The 14,166-nt window shown below is 53.8% G+C and carries 16 protein-coding genes; 8 read left to right on the top strand and 8 right to left on the bottom strand.

Annotated elements, in window-relative coordinates:
• Nucleotides 1-181: 181 nt before the first annotated feature.
• A complete protein-coding gene (gmhB, locus tag DBY68_RS20220) occupies nucleotides 182-745 on the bottom strand; it encodes a D-glycero-beta-D-manno-heptose 1,7-bisphosphate 7-phosphatase (RefSeq protein ID WP_108476945.1) in 564 nt (187 codons plus the stop codon).
• A gap of 189 nt (nucleotides 746-934) precedes the next feature.
• Between gmhB and metN the strand changes: the two genes are divergently transcribed.
• The 6 genes from metN to proS all read left to right on the top strand — a co-directional run bounded on the left by metN (nucleotide 935) and on the right by proS (nucleotide 6,716).
• Nucleotides 935-1,966, top strand: coding sequence for a methionine ABC transporter ATP-binding protein MetN (metN, locus tag DBY68_RS20215; RefSeq protein ID WP_108476946.1), 1,032 nt, complete (start codon nucleotides 935-937; stop codon nucleotides 1,964-1,966).
• A complete protein-coding gene (locus DBY68_RS20210; protein WP_015965818.1) occupies nucleotides 1,959-2,612 on the top strand; it encodes a methionine ABC transporter permease MetI in 654 nt (217 codons plus the stop codon). Before metN ends, DBY68_RS20210 begins: the two co-directional genes overlap by 8 nt.
• 241 nt (nucleotides 2,613-2,853) lie before the next feature.
• Nucleotides 2,854-3,669: a methionine ABC transporter substrate-binding lipoprotein MetQ gene (gene metQ, locus DBY68_RS20205; RefSeq protein ID WP_108476947.1), complete on the top strand. Its 816-nt coding sequence runs from the start codon at nucleotides 2,854-2,856 to the stop codon at nucleotides 3,667-3,669.
• A gap of 108 nt (nucleotides 3,670-3,777) precedes the next feature.
• Nucleotides 3,778-4,182, top strand: a complete 405-nt coding sequence (gene rcsF, locus DBY68_RS20200) for an Rcs stress response system protein RcsF (protein WP_015965820.1) — start codon at nucleotides 3,778-3,780, stop codon at nucleotides 4,180-4,182.
• A complete protein-coding gene (tsaA, locus tag DBY68_RS20195) occupies nucleotides 4,179-4,886 on the top strand; it encodes a tRNA (N6-threonylcarbamoyladenosine(37)-N6)-methyltransferase TrmO (protein ID WP_108476948.1) in 708 nt (235 codons plus the stop codon). The genes rcsF and tsaA overlap by 4 nt, the downstream gene beginning before the upstream one ends.
• Before the next feature lie 111 nt (nucleotides 4,887-4,997).
• Nucleotides 4,998-6,716 (top strand): proline--tRNA ligase, encoded by a 1,719-nt coding sequence (proS, locus tag DBY68_RS20190; RefSeq protein WP_108476949.1) that lies wholly within the window; start codon nucleotides 4,998-5,000, stop codon nucleotides 6,714-6,716.
• 83 nt (nucleotides 6,717-6,799) lie between these two features.
• On the opposite strand, the gene nlpE is transcribed toward proS, so the two are convergent.
• Genes nlpE through DBY68_RS20175 form a run of 3 tightly spaced genes read right to left on the bottom strand, consistent with a single transcriptional unit; the run spans nucleotide 6,800 to nucleotide 8,491 of the window.
• On the bottom strand, nucleotides 6,800-7,495 hold the full coding sequence (gene nlpE, locus DBY68_RS20185; protein WP_108476950.1) for an envelope stress response activation lipoprotein NlpE: 696 nt from the start codon (nucleotides 7,493-7,495) through the stop codon (nucleotides 6,800-6,802).
• 40 nt (nucleotides 7,496-7,535) lie between these two features.
• On the bottom strand, nucleotides 7,536-7,949 hold the full coding sequence (arfB, locus tag DBY68_RS20180; protein ID WP_108476951.1) for an alternative ribosome rescue aminoacyl-tRNA hydrolase ArfB: 414 nt from the start codon (nucleotides 7,947-7,949) through the stop codon (nucleotides 7,536-7,538).
• On the bottom strand, nucleotides 7,946-8,491 hold the full coding sequence (locus tag DBY68_RS20175) for a YaeQ family protein (protein WP_108476952.1): 546 nt from the start codon (nucleotides 8,489-8,491) through the stop codon (nucleotides 7,946-7,948). The genes arfB and DBY68_RS20175 overlap by 4 nt, the downstream gene beginning before the upstream one ends.
• 194 nt (nucleotides 8,492-8,685) lie before the next feature.
• On the opposite strand from DBY68_RS20175, the gene DBY68_RS20170 reads away from it, so the two are divergent.
• Nucleotides 8,686-8,886 (top strand): YaeP family protein, encoded by a 201-nt coding sequence (locus tag DBY68_RS20170; protein WP_015965826.1) that lies wholly within the window; start codon nucleotides 8,686-8,688, stop codon nucleotides 8,884-8,886.
• Entirely contained in the window at nucleotides 8,873-9,133 is a 261-nt protein-coding gene (gene rof, locus DBY68_RS20165) for a Rho-binding antiterminator (protein WP_015965827.1), read from the top strand. Before DBY68_RS20170 ends, rof begins: the two co-directional genes overlap by 14 nt.
• A 16-nt stretch (nucleotides 9,134-9,149) precedes the next feature.
• Here the strand turns inward: rof and tilS are convergent, their stop codons facing one another.
• From tilS to accA, 4 genes are all read right to left on the bottom strand, one after another.
• Nucleotides 9,150-10,445, bottom strand: a complete 1,296-nt coding sequence (tilS, locus tag DBY68_RS20160; protein ID WP_108476954.1) for a tRNA lysidine(34) synthetase TilS — start codon at nucleotides 10,443-10,445, stop codon at nucleotides 9,150-9,152.
• Between the two features lie 66 nt (nucleotides 10,446-10,511).
• The gene (locus tag DBY68_RS20155; protein ID WP_108476955.1) at nucleotides 10,512-10,901 is read right to left on the bottom strand and encodes a VOC family protein; all 390 of its coding nucleotides are present in this window, start codon (nucleotides 10,899-10,901) and stop codon (nucleotides 10,512-10,514) included.
• 45 nt (nucleotides 10,902-10,946) lie between these two features.
• Complete coding sequence (gene ldcC, locus DBY68_RS20150) at nucleotides 10,947-13,100, bottom strand: lysine decarboxylase LdcC (protein WP_108476956.1); 2,154 nt, start codon at nucleotides 13,098-13,100, stop codon at nucleotides 10,947-10,949.
• Nucleotides 13,101-13,202: 102 nt separating this feature from the next.
• A complete protein-coding gene (gene accA, locus DBY68_RS20145) occupies nucleotides 13,203-14,162 on the bottom strand; it encodes an acetyl-CoA carboxylase carboxyl transferase subunit alpha (RefSeq protein ID WP_108476957.1) in 960 nt (319 codons plus the stop codon).
• Nucleotides 14,163-14,166: the final 4 nt, after the last annotated feature.

Genomic DNA, 14,166 nt, shown 5'->3' with positions numbered 1-14,166 from the left:
GATTTTTCTCTTCAACCGAAGCGGCTGTTGCCGTGTCAGTGGGAGCGCATTATAGGGAGTTCTCTGAAGGCCGCAATAGAAAAATGACAGAAAAATGACTGACTGCTGCATTCCACAGCAACACCCCACTTTATACCCACTTGCCCACAGAGTTATCCACAAAAAGCCGTTTTAACCGGCCTTAGTTATGCGGCTTAACAAGCGCAGGCAGGTCCGCAAGGCTGTTAATCACAATATCTGCCGCCTGTTCCGCTTCCTCTGTTACCGGCTTTCCGGTGCGAACCAGAACCTTGGTGCCAACATTTGCCGCCGCAGCAGCCTGCATGTCTTCCAGTTTATCGCCCACCATATAAGAAGAAGCCATATCAATGTGCAGATACTCCTGGGCGGATTTGAGCATACCCGGATGCGGTTTACGGCAATCACACACCTGGCGATACTCTTCTACCGTCCCCTGCGGGTGGTGCGGACAATAATAGATGCCATCCAGGTCAACGCCGCGATCGGCAAGCGACCAGTCCATCCACTCGGTCAGGGTTTCAAACTGCGCTTCGGTAAATTTGCCGCGTGCGATCCCGGACTGGTTAGTCACCAGCACCAGCGCATAACCCATCTCTTTTAATTTACGCATGGCATCAATAACGCCATCGATAAATTCAAAATCATCTATTTCATGGACATAACCATGATCGACATTAATCGTGCCATCACGATCGAGAAAAATAGCGGGTACAGACTTTGCCACCGTGTTGCTCCTGAATAAGGCGTGTGACGTTAGTATCTCATGTTTCGACGGGCAATAAAGTGCTGATCGTACAAAGCTGGATTGATTTAGACGTCTGGAAGCCTTAACATCCGTTCAGTTGACGGCTATCGACCGTTTCTGGCAGAAGAAAATGCCACGGCAAACCTATAAGCGATAATAAATAGTCTAATGATTAAACTTTCGAATATCACCAAAGTGTTCCAGCAGGGGAACCGCACCATACAGGCGTTGAACAACGTTAGCCTGCATGTTCCTGCCGGGCAGATTTACGGCGTCATTGGCGCATCCGGCGCGGGTAAAAGCACGCTGATTCGCTGCGTAAACCTGCTTGAGCGTCCAACCCAGGGAAGCGTTGAAGTGGGTGGGCAGGAGCTGACTGCACTTTCCGAGGGCGAGCTGACCAAAGCACGCCGTCAAATTGGTATGATCTTCCAGCATTTTAACCTGCTCTCTTCCCGTACCGTTTTTGGTAACGTGGCATTACCGCTGGAGCTGGACAACACCCCGAAAGAGGAAGTGAAACGTCGCGTCACGGAGTTGCTGGATCTGGTCGGTCTTGGCGATAAACACGACAGCTACCCGGCAAATCTCTCCGGTGGTCAGAAACAGCGCGTTGCGATTGCGCGCGCACTGGCAAGCAACCCGAAAGTACTCCTTTGCGATGAAGCCACCAGCGCGCTGGACCCGGCAACCACCCGTTCGATTCTCGAACTGCTGAAAGACATTAACCGCCGTCTTGGGTTGACGATCCTGCTCATCACCCACGAAATGGATGTAGTGAAACGTATCTGCGATTGTGTGGCCGTCATCAGCAACGGTGAGCTGATTGAACAGGATACGGTGAGCGAAGTTTTCTCCCATCCGAAGACCCCGCTGGCACAACAGTTTATTCAGTCTACGCTGCATCTGGACATCCCGGATGACTATCAGGCGCGCCTGAAAGCCGAACCATTCGCCGACAGCGTACCGATGCTACGTCTGGAATTCACCGGTCAATCCGTTGATGCGCCGCTGCTCTCAGAAACCGCGCGTCGTTTCAACGTCAACAACAACATTATTAGCGCGCAGATGGATTATGCCGGTGGCGTGAAGTTCGGCATCATGCTGACCGAAATGCACGGCGAACAAAACGATACACAAGCCGCCATTGCCTGGCTGCAACAACACCATGTAAAAGTAGAGGTACTGGGTTATGTCTGAGCCAATGATGTGGTTACTGGCGCGTGGCGTCTGGGAAACGCTGGCGATGACCTTTGTGTCCGGCTTTTTCGGTTTTGTAATCGGCTTACCGGCGGGCGTGCTGCTTTACGTTACGCGTCCGGGGCAAATTATTGAGAATGCCAAGCTGTATCGCATTCTGTCGGCGCTGGTGAATATTTTCCGCTCCATTCCTTTTATTATCTTACTGGTATGGATGATTCCATTTACCCGCGTGATCGTCGGAACGTCAATCGGTTTGCAGGCTGCGATCGTTCCCCTGACCGTCGGTGCAGCACCGTTTATCGCCCGTATGGTGGAAAACGCCCTGCTGGAAATCCCTACCGGGCTGATTGAAGCCTCCCGCGCAATGGGTGCCACCCCGATGCAGATCGTCCGTAAAGTCCTGCTGCCGGAAGCGCTGCCGGGTCTGGTGAATGCAGCCACCATCACCCTGATTACGCTGGTTGGCTATTCCGCGATGGGCGGTGCCGTTGGCGCAGGTGGTTTGGGTCAGATTGGCTATCAGTACGGGTATATCGGTTATAACGCGACGGTAATGAATACAGTACTGGTATTACTGGTCGTTCTGGTTTATTTAATTCAGCTATCTGGCGATCGCATCGTTCGGACTGTGACTCATAAATAACGTAATATACTCAAAATCATTCGAGTTGCTTCAAGGCGGCAAGAGAGTGAATCCCCGGGAGCGTACATGAGTACGTGACTGGGGTGAGCGACAAATCTGTCAGGAACAGATTTGAACACCGCAAAGCGGTGGCCCGTAAGGGCGAGGCTCATGGATGAGCCGAGTAATCCGCAGCCAACACAGAAGCAACGTGAAGGATGAAGAGTATAGACAACACAACTCAAAGAATTAAGGAAATAACATGGCGTTTAAGTTTAAAACTTTTGCGGCGGTCGGCGCTCTGATTGGTACTCTGGCACTGGCGGGTTGCGGTCAGGACGAGAAAGATCCCAACCACATCAAAGTCGGCGTGATTGTCGGAGCGGAACAGCAGGTTGCTGAAGTTGCCCAGAAAGTAGCGAAAGAGAAATACGGCCTGGACGTAGAACTGGTGACCTTCAACGACTACGTACTGCCTAATGAAGCGCTGAGCAAAGGCGACATCGATGCAAACGCCTTCCAGCACAAACCGTATCTGGATCAGCAGATCAAAGACCGCGGCTACAAACTGGTTTCTGTAGGCTCCACTTTCGTTTACCCGATCGCGGGCTATTCGAAAAAAATCAAATCACTGGATGAACTGCAGCCGGGTTCACAGGTTGCCGTGCCTAACGATCCAACCAACCTTGGTCGTACCCTGCTGCTGTTGCAAAAAGTGGGTCTGATCAAACTGAAAGACGGCATTGGCCTGCTGCCAACCGTTCTGGATATCACCGAGAACCCGAAAAATCTGAAGATTGTTGAACTGGAAGCGCCGCAGTTGCCGCGTTCTCTGGATGACGCGCAAATCGCGCTGGCGGTCATCAACACCACTTATGCCAGCCAGATTGGCCTGACCCCGGCGAAAGACGGCATCTTTGTTGAAGATAAAGACTCCCCGTACGTTAACCTGATCGTGACTCGCGAAGACAACAAAGACGCGGAAAACGTGAAAAAATTCGTACAGGCTTACCAGTCTGACGAAGTGTACGAAGCGGCCAACAAAGTCTTCAACGGTGGCGCGGTAAAAGGCTGGTAAGTTAGCCTCGCTAAGCACTATCTTTCAGGACGGGCGCATGCCCGTCTTGTCATTTCTGCAAGCACCTGATTCAATAAGCGCTGGTCTATCATAATTCGAGGAAATACTATGCGTGCTTTACCGATCTGTTTAATAGCACTGATGTTAGGCGGCTGTTCGATGCTAAACAGATCTCCCGTTGAACCTGTTCAAAGCACCGCGTCTACGCCTAAAACGGAAACCGTAAAACCAAAACCTGTCCGCGCGACGCCGGTGAGAATCTACACCAAGGCTGAAGATTTGGTCGGTAAACCTTTCCGCGATTTAGGTGAAGTCTCCGGCGATTCCTGCCAGGCAACCAATCAGGACTCACCGCCAAATATCCCGACTGCCCGCAAGCGTATGCAGATCAACGCCTCTAAAATGAAAGCGAACGCGGTTCTGCTGCACAGTTGCGAAGTCACCAGCGGTACGCCAGGCTGCTATCGTCAGGCCGTATGTATCGGTTCGGCGCTTAACGTCTCGGCGAAATGAGCACCTTTCAGTTCGAGCAGATAGGTGTTATCCGCTCACCGTATAAAGAGAAGTTTGCTGTGCCGCGCCAGCCAGGGCTCGTGAAAAGCGGCGGCGGCGAACTTCACTTGATTGCGCCTTATAACCAGGCAGATGCCGTTCGCGGCCTGGAAGGGTTCAGCCATTTGTGGGTGCTGTTTGTTTTCCATCAGACGATGGAAGGCGGCTGGCGCCCCACGGTTCGTCCTCCTCGTCTCGGCGGCAACGCCCGTATGGGTGTCTTCGCCACGCGTTCGACCTTTCGTCCGAATCCTATTGGTATGTCGCTGGTTGAACTGCGGGGGATCCGCACCCACAAAGACCAGGTGATTCTGGAACTGGGTAGCCTGGATTTAGTGGATGGCACACCGGTGGTGGATATCAAACCCTATCTGCCGTTTGCTGAAGCCCTGCCTGAGGCTAACGCCAGCTATGCGCAGGACGCGCCGCAGGCCGCTGTCGACATCGCGTTTACCACCGAAGTCCAGCAGCAGATTTTATCGCTGGAAAAACGGTATCCACGGCTACAGCAGTTTATCCGTGAAGTGCTGTCACAAGACCCGCGTCCGGCCTACCGTAAAAATGAAGAAGAAGGGAAAACTTACGCCGTTTGGCTACTTGATTTCAACGTGCGCTGGCGCGTAACGCCCGCAGGCTTTGAAGTCTTTGCGCTGGAGGCCAGGTAAATTCACTACACTCTCTTTTGACATCCCCTTCTCGCTGGTAAACTAAATCACTTTTTTTTGCATCAGGCTTGATTTGAGCCTGTTCGATCGTCCAACTGGAACCGTAACAACATGCGTACTAGCCAATACCTGCTCTCCACTCTGAAGGAGACACCTGCCGACGCCGAGGTTATCAGCCACCAGCTGATGCTGCGCGCCGGGATGATCCGCAAGCTGGCCTCCGGGTTATACACCTGGCTGCCGACCGGCGTGCGCGTCCTGAAAAAAGTCGAAAACATCGTGCGTGAAGAGATGAACAACGCCGGTGCTATCGAGGTGTTAATGCCGGTAGTTCAGCCATCTGAACTATGGCAAGAGAGTGGTCGTTGGGAACAGTATGGCCCGGAACTGCTGCGTATTGCAGACCGTGGCGATCGTCCGTTCGTACTCGGCCCAACTCACGAAGAAGTCATCACCGACCTGATTCGCAATGAACTCAGCTCTTACAAACAGTTGCCGCTGAACTTCTACCAGATCCAGACGAAATTCCGTGACGAAGTTCGCCCGCGTTTCGGTGTGATGCGTTCCCGTGAATTCCTGATGAAAGATGCCTACTCTTTCCATACTTCTCAGGAATCCCTGCAGGAAACCTACGACGCCATGTACGCCGCTTACAGCAAAATCTTCAGCCGTATGGGTCTGGATTTCCGTGCTGTGCAGGCTGATACCGGTTCTATCGGCGGTAGCGCTTCCCACGAATTCCAGGTGCTGGCACAGAGTGGCGAAGATGACGTGATCTTCTCTGACTCATCTGATTACGCCGCTAACATCGAATTTGCCGAAGCCGTTGCGCCGAAAGAACCGCGCGCCGCTGCGACTCAGGAAATGACGCTGGTTGATACGCCGAACGCAAAAACCATCGCTGAGCTGGTTGAGCAGTTTAATCTGCCGATCGAAAAAACCGTCAAAACACTGCTGGTGAAAGCGGCGGAAGGCAGCAAATCTCCGCTGGTTGCGCTGCTGGTACGCGGTGACCACGAGCTGAACGAAGTCAAAGCTGAAAAACTGGCGCAGGTTGCCAGCCCGCTGACTTTCGCGACCGAAGAAGAAATTCGCGCGGTGGTAAAAGCAGGCCCTGGTTCTCTCGGCCCGGTAAACATGCCGATTCCGATGGTTATTGACCGCACCGTTGCTGTGATGAGCGATTTTGGCGCTGGCGCAAACATCGACGGTAAACACTACTTCGGTATCAACTGGGATCGCGATGTCGCGACGCCTGAAGTTGCGGATATCCGTAACGTGGTTGCCGGCGACCCGAGCCCGGACGGTAAAGGTACGCTGTTGATTAAACGTGGTATCGAAGTCGGCCACATCTTCCAGTTGGGTACCAAGTACTCGGAAGCGATGAAAGCCTCTGTACAGGGCGAAGATGGCCGTAACCAGATCCTGACCATGGGTTGCTATGGTATTGGGGTTACCCGTGTGGTTGCCGCTGCTATTGAGCAAAACTATGACGATCGTGGCATTCTATGGCCAGAAGCAATCGCTCCGTTCCAGGTGGCGATTCTGCCAATGAACATGCACAAATCCTACCGCGTGCAGGAACTGGCTGAGAAGCTGTACGCAGAGCTGCGTGCTCAGGGTATCGAAGTGCTGATGGACGACCGTAAAGAGCGTCCGGGCGTGATGTTCGCCGATATGGAACTGATCGGTATTCCGCACAACATCGTGCTGGGCGACCGTAACCTTGACAACGACGACATCGAATACAAATACCGTCGTAGCGGCGAGAAACAGCTGATTAAAACCGGCGATATCGTCGATTTCCTGGTGAAAGCCATCAAAGGCTAAGTCGGGTTGGGATATGAAAAAGCCTCGCAATCGCGAGGCTTTTTTGTCGGGTGGCGCTGTACTTACCCGACCTACAGGCCGGATCAGTTACAATCTTTCCCCGGAATAAACTTCGTATTGCTGTCCGGTTGTAACGTTTTCACCATTTCGCCCGTATCCGGGTTGGCTTCCAGCGTGAAGTGCCCTTCCACCACCAGCAGCACCGGTTTGGTTTCCGTGCCGCGCGCGACTGCGTAATCACGTTCTAATTGCGCATTGCTGGCGACCGCCATCTGTTTGCCGGTCGCGCAATCGGTAAAGATTGCCGCATCCGCCATGTAGAAATACATCCCGCGCATCGCCATTGGCGTCGTCGGCAGGCTCGCCTTCACTGGTGCCAGCGTGTAGTTGAGCGTGGACTCAATCGGATTACCTTCCTGATCGAGCATTTCCAGGTTATCACCTTTCACCCGATACCAGGACTTCTCGCCTTTACTGTCGGTTAAAACCAACTTCCCGGCGGTACGCGCCCAGGTACCATAGCTGGCAAACGACGACGGCTCTTTCGTCACGCCCTGATAGCGTTCATTCATTACCCAGGTACCGTCTTTGGCAAGGAACAGCGAAGTTTCGATCCCTTCGCAATCGGCGCAAGGCAAAATGCCACGCCAGCTTTGTTGCATCGGTTTCAACTCAGCCATTTGCGCCGGGGCCAGCGTTTCCACTTCCGCACGATTGTTACACCCAAACAGTGCAAACAGCATACCGGCGGCAGCTATCGACAATATTGCTTTTTTCACCCTCAAATCCCTCTTAGATTTCTTATTACGTCCGCAGTCGTTAGTAGTTCACCTTGCCACGCAATGTTTTTACATTCGATTTTTGCGCCTTGGCATTCAGCCTGCGCTCTTTGGATGCGCGCGTAGGTCGGGTTGCACGCCGACTTTTTTGTTCTGCCGTTAATTCCTTAATGACAGCAATCAGCCGCGCAATCGCCGCTTCGCGATTCATTTCCTGACTGCGGTACTCCTGCGCTTTAATGATAAACACACCGTCGGCAGAAATTAAGTGGTGACTGGCTGCCAGCAGCTTCTCTTTATAATAGTCCGGCAGGCTGGAAGCGCGGATATCGAAGCGCAAATGGATTGCCGTCGATGCCTTATTGACGTGCTGGCCCCCCGCCCCCTGCGCCCGGATAGCGGTAATGGTTATCTCTTCATCCGGGATAGTGACCGCGCGTGAGAGAACGATCATGCCAGTTGCTGCCACGGCGTAAAATGAATTTCCAGATTATTCTGAGCGTCCGATAACCAAATCGCACCTTCCTGCAACGTGGCCTGAAGCGTCATGGTGCGCGAGGCAAAGGCGCTGAGCTTCGCCAGTTGTTCATCATCCAGATACCAGATGCTCAGTTTGTCGAATGACGCCAGTTTGCTCTGGTTTTGTTGCCACCAGATTTCGGCGGCGCGGCTGTTATAGGTGAACAGCGCCACTTCCTTCGCCAGGCTGCACGCTTTCTTAATGCGGCGCTCGTCCGGCAGGCCGAGTTCAATCCACAGATCGATGCCCAGATGGTCGTTACGCAGCCAGATTTCCGGCTCATCATCGGCGCTCAGGCCACGAGTAAACTGGAGACGTTCATCGGCATATTTAATCCACGCCAGCAAGCGCAGCATCATGCGCTCCTGCGTTTCGGACGGATGCTGTGCGAGCGTCAGGGACGCATCGAGAAACTGGTTGCGGTCGATGTCAGCCACATTGACCACCGCCTTGTAAATTGTCGCTTTCAGTGCCATAGAGTAGCTCCTGTCAAAATGGCGCTCATTGTAACGAAATCAACGGTAAAAGGCTGTCGGGATTTACAGGAGCCGACATTCATCCTGCTGATAATGCTTAAATGAGTATGATATAGTCACCTTGCTAAACAGAGTTTATCTTCGTAGGCTTAACTTGCATCCACGGTTGAGTCAGAATGCTGACAGGAGGGCATGTGGACAATTATTGTGAGTTGATTCGTCAACGCTATGCGGAAATTGCCAGCGGAGATTTAGGGTACATCCCGGATGCGCTGGGTTGTGTACTGAAAGTATTGAATGAAGTTGCGGCGGATAGCGCCCTTTCAGAGTCGATCAGGGAAAAAGCGGCCTATGCGGCGGCAAACTTACTGGTGAGCGATTATGTCAATGAATGAGACCTATCAACCTATCAATTGTGATGACTATGACAATCTCGAGCTCGCCTGCCAGCATCACCTCGTGCTGACGCTGGAACTTAAAGATGGCGAAGTGCTGCAAGCGAAAGCCAGCGACCTGCTCTCGCGTAAAAACGTAGAGTATCTGGTACTTGAAGCCGGCGGAGAGAGCCGCGAAGTGCGCCTCGACCGCATTACCAGCTTCAGCCATCCGCAAATCGGCACCGTCGTGGTGAGCGAATCTTGAGTAAACAACGGGCAGCTTAGCTGCCCGTTTTTTTCCATTCCAGCTGTAAACCGGTTCCTGGCGTTATCGCCCCGTCCTGCGTCACAAACCGCCCCGCCGCTGCTATCAACACATCGTTATAAAACAGCAGCGGCGTGGTGTCGCGCTGCCACGGCGGGACGCCCAGTTCCTGCCAGATTTTCTTCAGCTTGCGCCCCCCGTTTCGTCCCACTATATGCAGCGAGCCTGGGGCTTTAAAGCGGATAGAAACAGTTTCATTTTCATAAGGGGGACGGATGTCGCCGCCTGAGGCCAAACGGACACTTCCGACGGGTAAATTCAGGCACTGGATAATATCAGGCCAAAGAAACGTTTTATCCCCCGGCGATACAATCGTTTTTACCCACCAAAGTTGTTGCTGGTAGCGACGAATTTCATGATCGCCATGACGCAGACACGGGGCCGCATCCTCTCGCGCTTCGACAATTTCCTCCCAGATACGCGTCAGCATATCGCGCGATGGCATAGCGGCATGATGCAACGCCAGCCAACGGCGTATCAGCGCGGCACGCCTAGGGGCACTCATGGCCAGCATCGGCGGCAGATTCAGCGCGCCTTCCGGTGTCACCAGGCGGGTCAGTTCCCCGGCCAGCAGCTCATCCAGCAGTTGCTCCTGTTCGGCACAAAGCGCCGCGCTGCGGGCAGTGGCTTGCGCAAAATGAGGCCAGCGCTCGCTTAGCACAGGTACAACGCGCAGACGCAGGAAATTCCGGTCGTAGGCATCGTCCTGATTGCTCTCATCTTCAATCCACGAGAGCTGGTGCGCTTGCGCCCACGCCAGCAGTGAAGCGCGCGATGCATTCAGCAAAGGGCGAAGCAGAAGCCCCTTCGCAAACGGCATGCGGGCAGGCATGGCGGAAAGCCCCGCCGGCCCGCTTCCGCGCTTGAGCGCCAGCAGGAAGGTTTCACATTGATCGTCCAGATGCTGCGCTGTGACCAACGCCTCACCTGCATGCAACGCCTCACTGAACGCCTGATACCGCGCCTGCCGGGCCTGCGCTTCAATCCCCAGGCCATCCTGGGCCAGCGTCACGCGCACAACCTGTAACGGGACGTTCCACGCAGTGCATTGCTGCTGGCAATGCGCAACCCAGGCATCCGCGTGCTGGCTCAGGCCGTGGTGAATATGGATTGCCCGTAGCATGACGGATGGATTTTCCTGCCGCCAGCATACCAGTTGATGCAGCAATACCGTGGAGTCCAGGCCACCGCTGAAGGCCACCAGAAACTGGCGGTGAGGCTCAAGGGATAAAGTAAATGCAGGCGTCGTCATGATGTTGTCATTAGAAGGCCAGGATTGGCCCGGCACGTTACCGGGCCGGGCTCAGAGTTGCAAGCCCTACTGCTGATACAGTTCCAGCGGCAGGCCGTCGGGGTCATTAAAAAAGGTAAAGCGTTTATCCGTAAAGGGATCAACACGAATCGCTTCGCACGTTACGCCGTGCGTCTGCAAATGCGCGACCGCCGCATCAATATCCTCAACGCTGAAGGCCAGATGACGCAGGCCACAGGCCTCCGGGCGGCTTGGACGCGCGGGCGGGAACGGAAATGAAAACAGCTCAATCACATACTGCCCGTTCAGCGCCAGATCGCCCTTCCAGGAATCGCGCTCTTCGCGATAAAACTCGCTCTGCAGAGTAAACCCCAGAATGTCGCAGTAGAATGCCTTACTCTTCGCGTAATCGGTCGCAATAATGGCAATATGGTGAATCTGTTTTAAACCCAGCATTCTTATTCTCCTTTATCGTTTTCAGCACGTTACCTGTGCCAGGGCTTAATGCGCAACCCCTTCGCCATTTTTTAAGACTCGAACCCGGTAAACACCGCTCTCATCACGCTTCGCGCCGTGTATATCCGTCTCGAAGCCCGGATAGTGACGTCCAACGGAACATAGCATCAGCAGGAAATCGAGCACCGAGCGGCTCTCTTCGGTGATCATCTCACCCGGCATCAGCAACGGCACGCCCGGCGGATAAGGCAGGATCATATTGGCCGAAACGCGCCCCACCACCTCTTCCAGCGCCACCGTTTCAACATCGCCTTTGATCTGACGTTGCCATGCCTGATGCGGCGTCATTTTCATTTCGGGCAGCACGTCGAACGCGCGCAGCATCAAGCGCGGCAGATCGTGCTGGCGGATCAGTTTATGGATCCCCTGTGCCAGATCCTGTATGCGCATATTCCGGTAGAAATCCGGATCTTCCGCGTAGAGATCCGGCAGCATGTTTTTTACCCGCAGATTAAGATCGTAGGCGCGTTTGAACTCCGTCAGCCCGCGTAGCAGGCCCATCGCACGGGTTTTATCGATACCGATACTGAAGAGGAATAGCAGATTATAGGGCCCGGTTTTCTCCACTACCACGCCGTGCTCATCGAGATATTTCGCCACCAGCGCCGCAGGAATACCTTCGTCGCTCATGTTACCCTGCTCATCCATACCCGGCGTCAGGATGGTCACTTTGACCGGGTCGAGGAACATATGGTCACTGTCGGCGTCGGTAAAACCATGCCAGTCCGCGCCAGGCGAAACTGGCCAGCATTCCGCTTCGTCAATCTCCTCCGGCTGCCAGATGTCAAAGAACCAGCTGTCCGACTCTTCACGCAGTCGCTGAACCTCTTTGCGGAAATGCAGCGCACGCTCGACTGAACGGGTAATCAGGCGCTTGCCTGGATTGCCGCGCAGCATCGCCGCTGCCGTTTCAATCGAGGCGACAATCGGGTAACTCGGCGATGTCGAGGTGTGCATCATAAAAGCTTCGTTGAAGGTATCTTCATCGTAGTCGCCTTTGATGTGAATAAGCGAAGCCTGTGACAGTGCGGCCAGCATTTTATGCGTCGACTGCGTTTCGAAGAACACTTTCCCCGGTACGCGCTCGCCGCTCATGCCGCTTTTGCCCTGATAAATTGGGTGGAAGTGAGTATACGGTACCCATGCAGAGTCGAAATGAATTGACGGCACATCCAGCGTTTGCTTGATCCAGTTGGTGTTATACAGAAGACCATCGTAGGTGGAATTGGTGATCACCGCATGCACCGGCCACTGTGCGTTTTTAGTCGCATCAACTTTCTGTTGCAGGCTGTCGCGGGTAAATTCATGACGAGGGATACCGCCGAGAATACCGAGCGCGTTACGGGTCGGCTTCAGCCACAGCGGCACCACATCGCTCATCATCAGCAAATGCGCGAGCGATTTATGGCAGTTACGGTCAATCAACAGCGTACTGCCCGCGGGCGCAGCGTACATGCCGACAATTTTGTTCGACGTCGAGGTGCCGTTGGTCACCATGTAGCTCTGTTCAGCGCCAAAGGTGCGGGCAATATACTCTTCCGCTTCCAGATGCGGGCCAGTGTGATCGAGCAGCGAACCCAGCTCGGTCACGGAAATCGAGACATCCGCCTTCAGCGTATTAGCGCCAAAAAAGTCATAGAACAAGCAGCCAATCGGGCTTTTTTGATACGCCGTTCCCGCCATATGCCCTGGCGTGCAGAAGGTGTACTTACCTTCGTTAACATAGGTAAACAACGCTTTGGTGAACGGCGGCATAATGTTATTCAGATACTCATCCGTGTACTGCCGGATGCGAGTGGCGATATCACCAGACTGCCCCAGCGCATATTCAAAGAACCACAGCGCCATCCGCAAATCGTGGACGCTGACGTCCATCGTCGAATGAGTGTTGATGAAGGCGTAAAGCGGGAGATATTCGTTTAGCTGATTGATCTCGCTACACAGGTCAACGTTGTATTCGTCCCAGTCGAAAATAACGCCACAGATACGCGGGTTATGCTCAATAAATTTCAGCAGGTCAGCGCTGTTTTGCGGCCAGATGATTTTGAAGCCCTGCGCGAGTAGCGCGCTTTCCAGCTCCTTGATGGGCTCGTCTTTGTAGTAGACGCCGTGCGGCCCCATTATGGCGATTATATTCATGCGCTCCTCCTGGAAATGTTAGCTAATGATAGCCCAGCTGAATCGCAGATAAAAAAAAGGGTCACGCAATGTGACCCTTTTTAGCAAATATCTTAAGAACGCTTACGCGTAGCCGTAACTCATCAGACGCTGATAGCGACGATTTTTAAGGTCATCGGTACTCAGCACATCGAGATCGGCCAGGTCTTCCAGCAGTTGCGCTTTCAGCGATGCCGCCATTGCTTCCGGGTTACGGTGGGCGCCACCCAGCGGTTCTGGAATGATAGAGTCAATCAGCTTCAGCTCTTTCAGACGCGGAGCAATGATGCCCATCGCTTCTGCGGCCAGCGGAGCTTTATCCGCGCTTTTCCACAGAATAGACGCACAGCCTTCCGGCGAAATAACCGAATAGGTGCTGTACTGGAGCATATTCACTTTATCACCCACGCCAATCGCCAGCGCGCCGCCGGAGCCACCTTCACCGATAACGGTACAGATAACCGGCACGCTCAGGCGTGACATTTCACGCAGGTTGCGAGCAATTGCTTCAGACTGACCACGCTCTTCCGCACCCACGCCCGGGTAGGCCCCCGGGGTGTCGATGAAAGTGATGACAGGCATTTTGAAACGCTCAGCCATCTCCATCAGACGCAGGGCTTTACGGTAACCTTCTGGTGCTGGCATACCGAAATTGCGACGGATTTTCTCTTTGGTTTCACGGCCTTTCTGATGACCAATGATCATCACAGGACGTCCATCCAGACGCGCGATCCCACCCACGATAGCTTTATCGTCAGCATAAGCGCGGTCGCCGGCCAGTTCGTCAAATTCATCAAACGCCAGGCGGACATAATCCAGGGTGTACGGGCGCTGCGGATGGCGCGCCAGTTGGGCTACCTGCCATGCGCCGAGATCGGCAAAGATTTTGCGCGTCAGCTCTACGCTTTTTTCGCGCAGACGATGCACTTCCTCGTCGATGTTAATATCCAGTTTCTCATCCTGACGGCTAACCGCAGTCAGAGAATCGATTTTCGCTTCCAGCTCTGCGATCGGCTGTTCAAAATCAAGGAAATTCAGACTCATAGTA

It is taken from the genome of Pseudocitrobacter sp. RIT415 (assembly GCF_003057695.2).
Taxonomy (GTDB): domain Bacteria; phylum Pseudomonadota; class Gammaproteobacteria; order Enterobacterales; family Enterobacteriaceae; genus Pseudocitrobacter; species Pseudocitrobacter faecalis.
The sequence above is the reverse complement of the archived record's forward strand: the minus strand, read 5'-3'. Positions and strand labels throughout refer to the sequence as shown.

What these genes read in the sequence shown, in the direction of transcription:
- metN (WP_108476946.1), top strand. Translation starts at nt 935, where the DNA reads ATGATTAAACTTTCGAATATCACCAAAGTGTTCCAGCAGGGGAACCGC.
- DBY68_RS20210 (WP_015965818.1), top strand. Translation starts at nt 1,959, where the DNA reads ATGTCTGAGCCAATGATGTGGTTACTGGCGCGTGGCGTCTGGGAAACG.
- metQ (WP_108476947.1), top strand. Translation starts at nt 2,854, where the DNA reads ATGGCGTTTAAGTTTAAAACTTTTGCGGCGGTCGGCGCTCTGATTGGT.
- rcsF (WP_015965820.1), top strand. Translation starts at nt 3,778, where the DNA reads ATGCGTGCTTTACCGATCTGTTTAATAGCACTGATGTTAGGCGGCTGT.
- tsaA (WP_108476948.1), top strand. Translation starts at nt 4,179, where the DNA reads ATGAGCACCTTTCAGTTCGAGCAGATAGGTGTTATCCGCTCACCGTAT.
- proS (WP_108476949.1), top strand. Translation starts at nt 4,998, where the DNA reads ATGCGTACTAGCCAATACCTGCTCTCCACTCTGAAGGAGACACCTGCC.
- arfB (WP_108476951.1), bottom strand. Translation starts at nt 7,949, where the DNA reads ATGATCGTTCTCTCACGCGCGGTCACTATCCCGGATGAAGAGATAACC.
- DBY68_RS20175 (WP_108476952.1), bottom strand. Translation starts at nt 8,491, where the DNA reads ATGGCACTGAAAGCGACAATTTACAAGGCGGTGGTCAATGTGGCTGAC.
- rof (WP_015965827.1), top strand. Translation starts at nt 8,873, where the DNA reads ATGTCAATGAATGAGACCTATCAACCTATCAATTGTGATGACTATGAC.
- tilS (WP_108476954.1), bottom strand. Translation starts at nt 10,445, where the DNA reads ATGACGACGCCTGCATTTACTTTATCCCTTGAGCCTCACCGCCAGTTT.
- DBY68_RS20155 (WP_108476955.1), bottom strand. Translation starts at nt 10,901, where the DNA reads ATGCTGGGTTTAAAACAGATTCACCATATTGCCATTATTGCGACCGAT.
- ldcC (WP_108476956.1), bottom strand. Translation starts at nt 13,100, where the DNA reads ATGAATATAATCGCCATAATGGGGCCGCACGGCGTCTACTACAAAGAC.
- accA (WP_108476957.1), bottom strand. Translation starts at nt 14,162, where the DNA reads ATGAGTCTGAATTTCCTTGATTTTGAACAGCCGATCGCAGAGCTGGAA.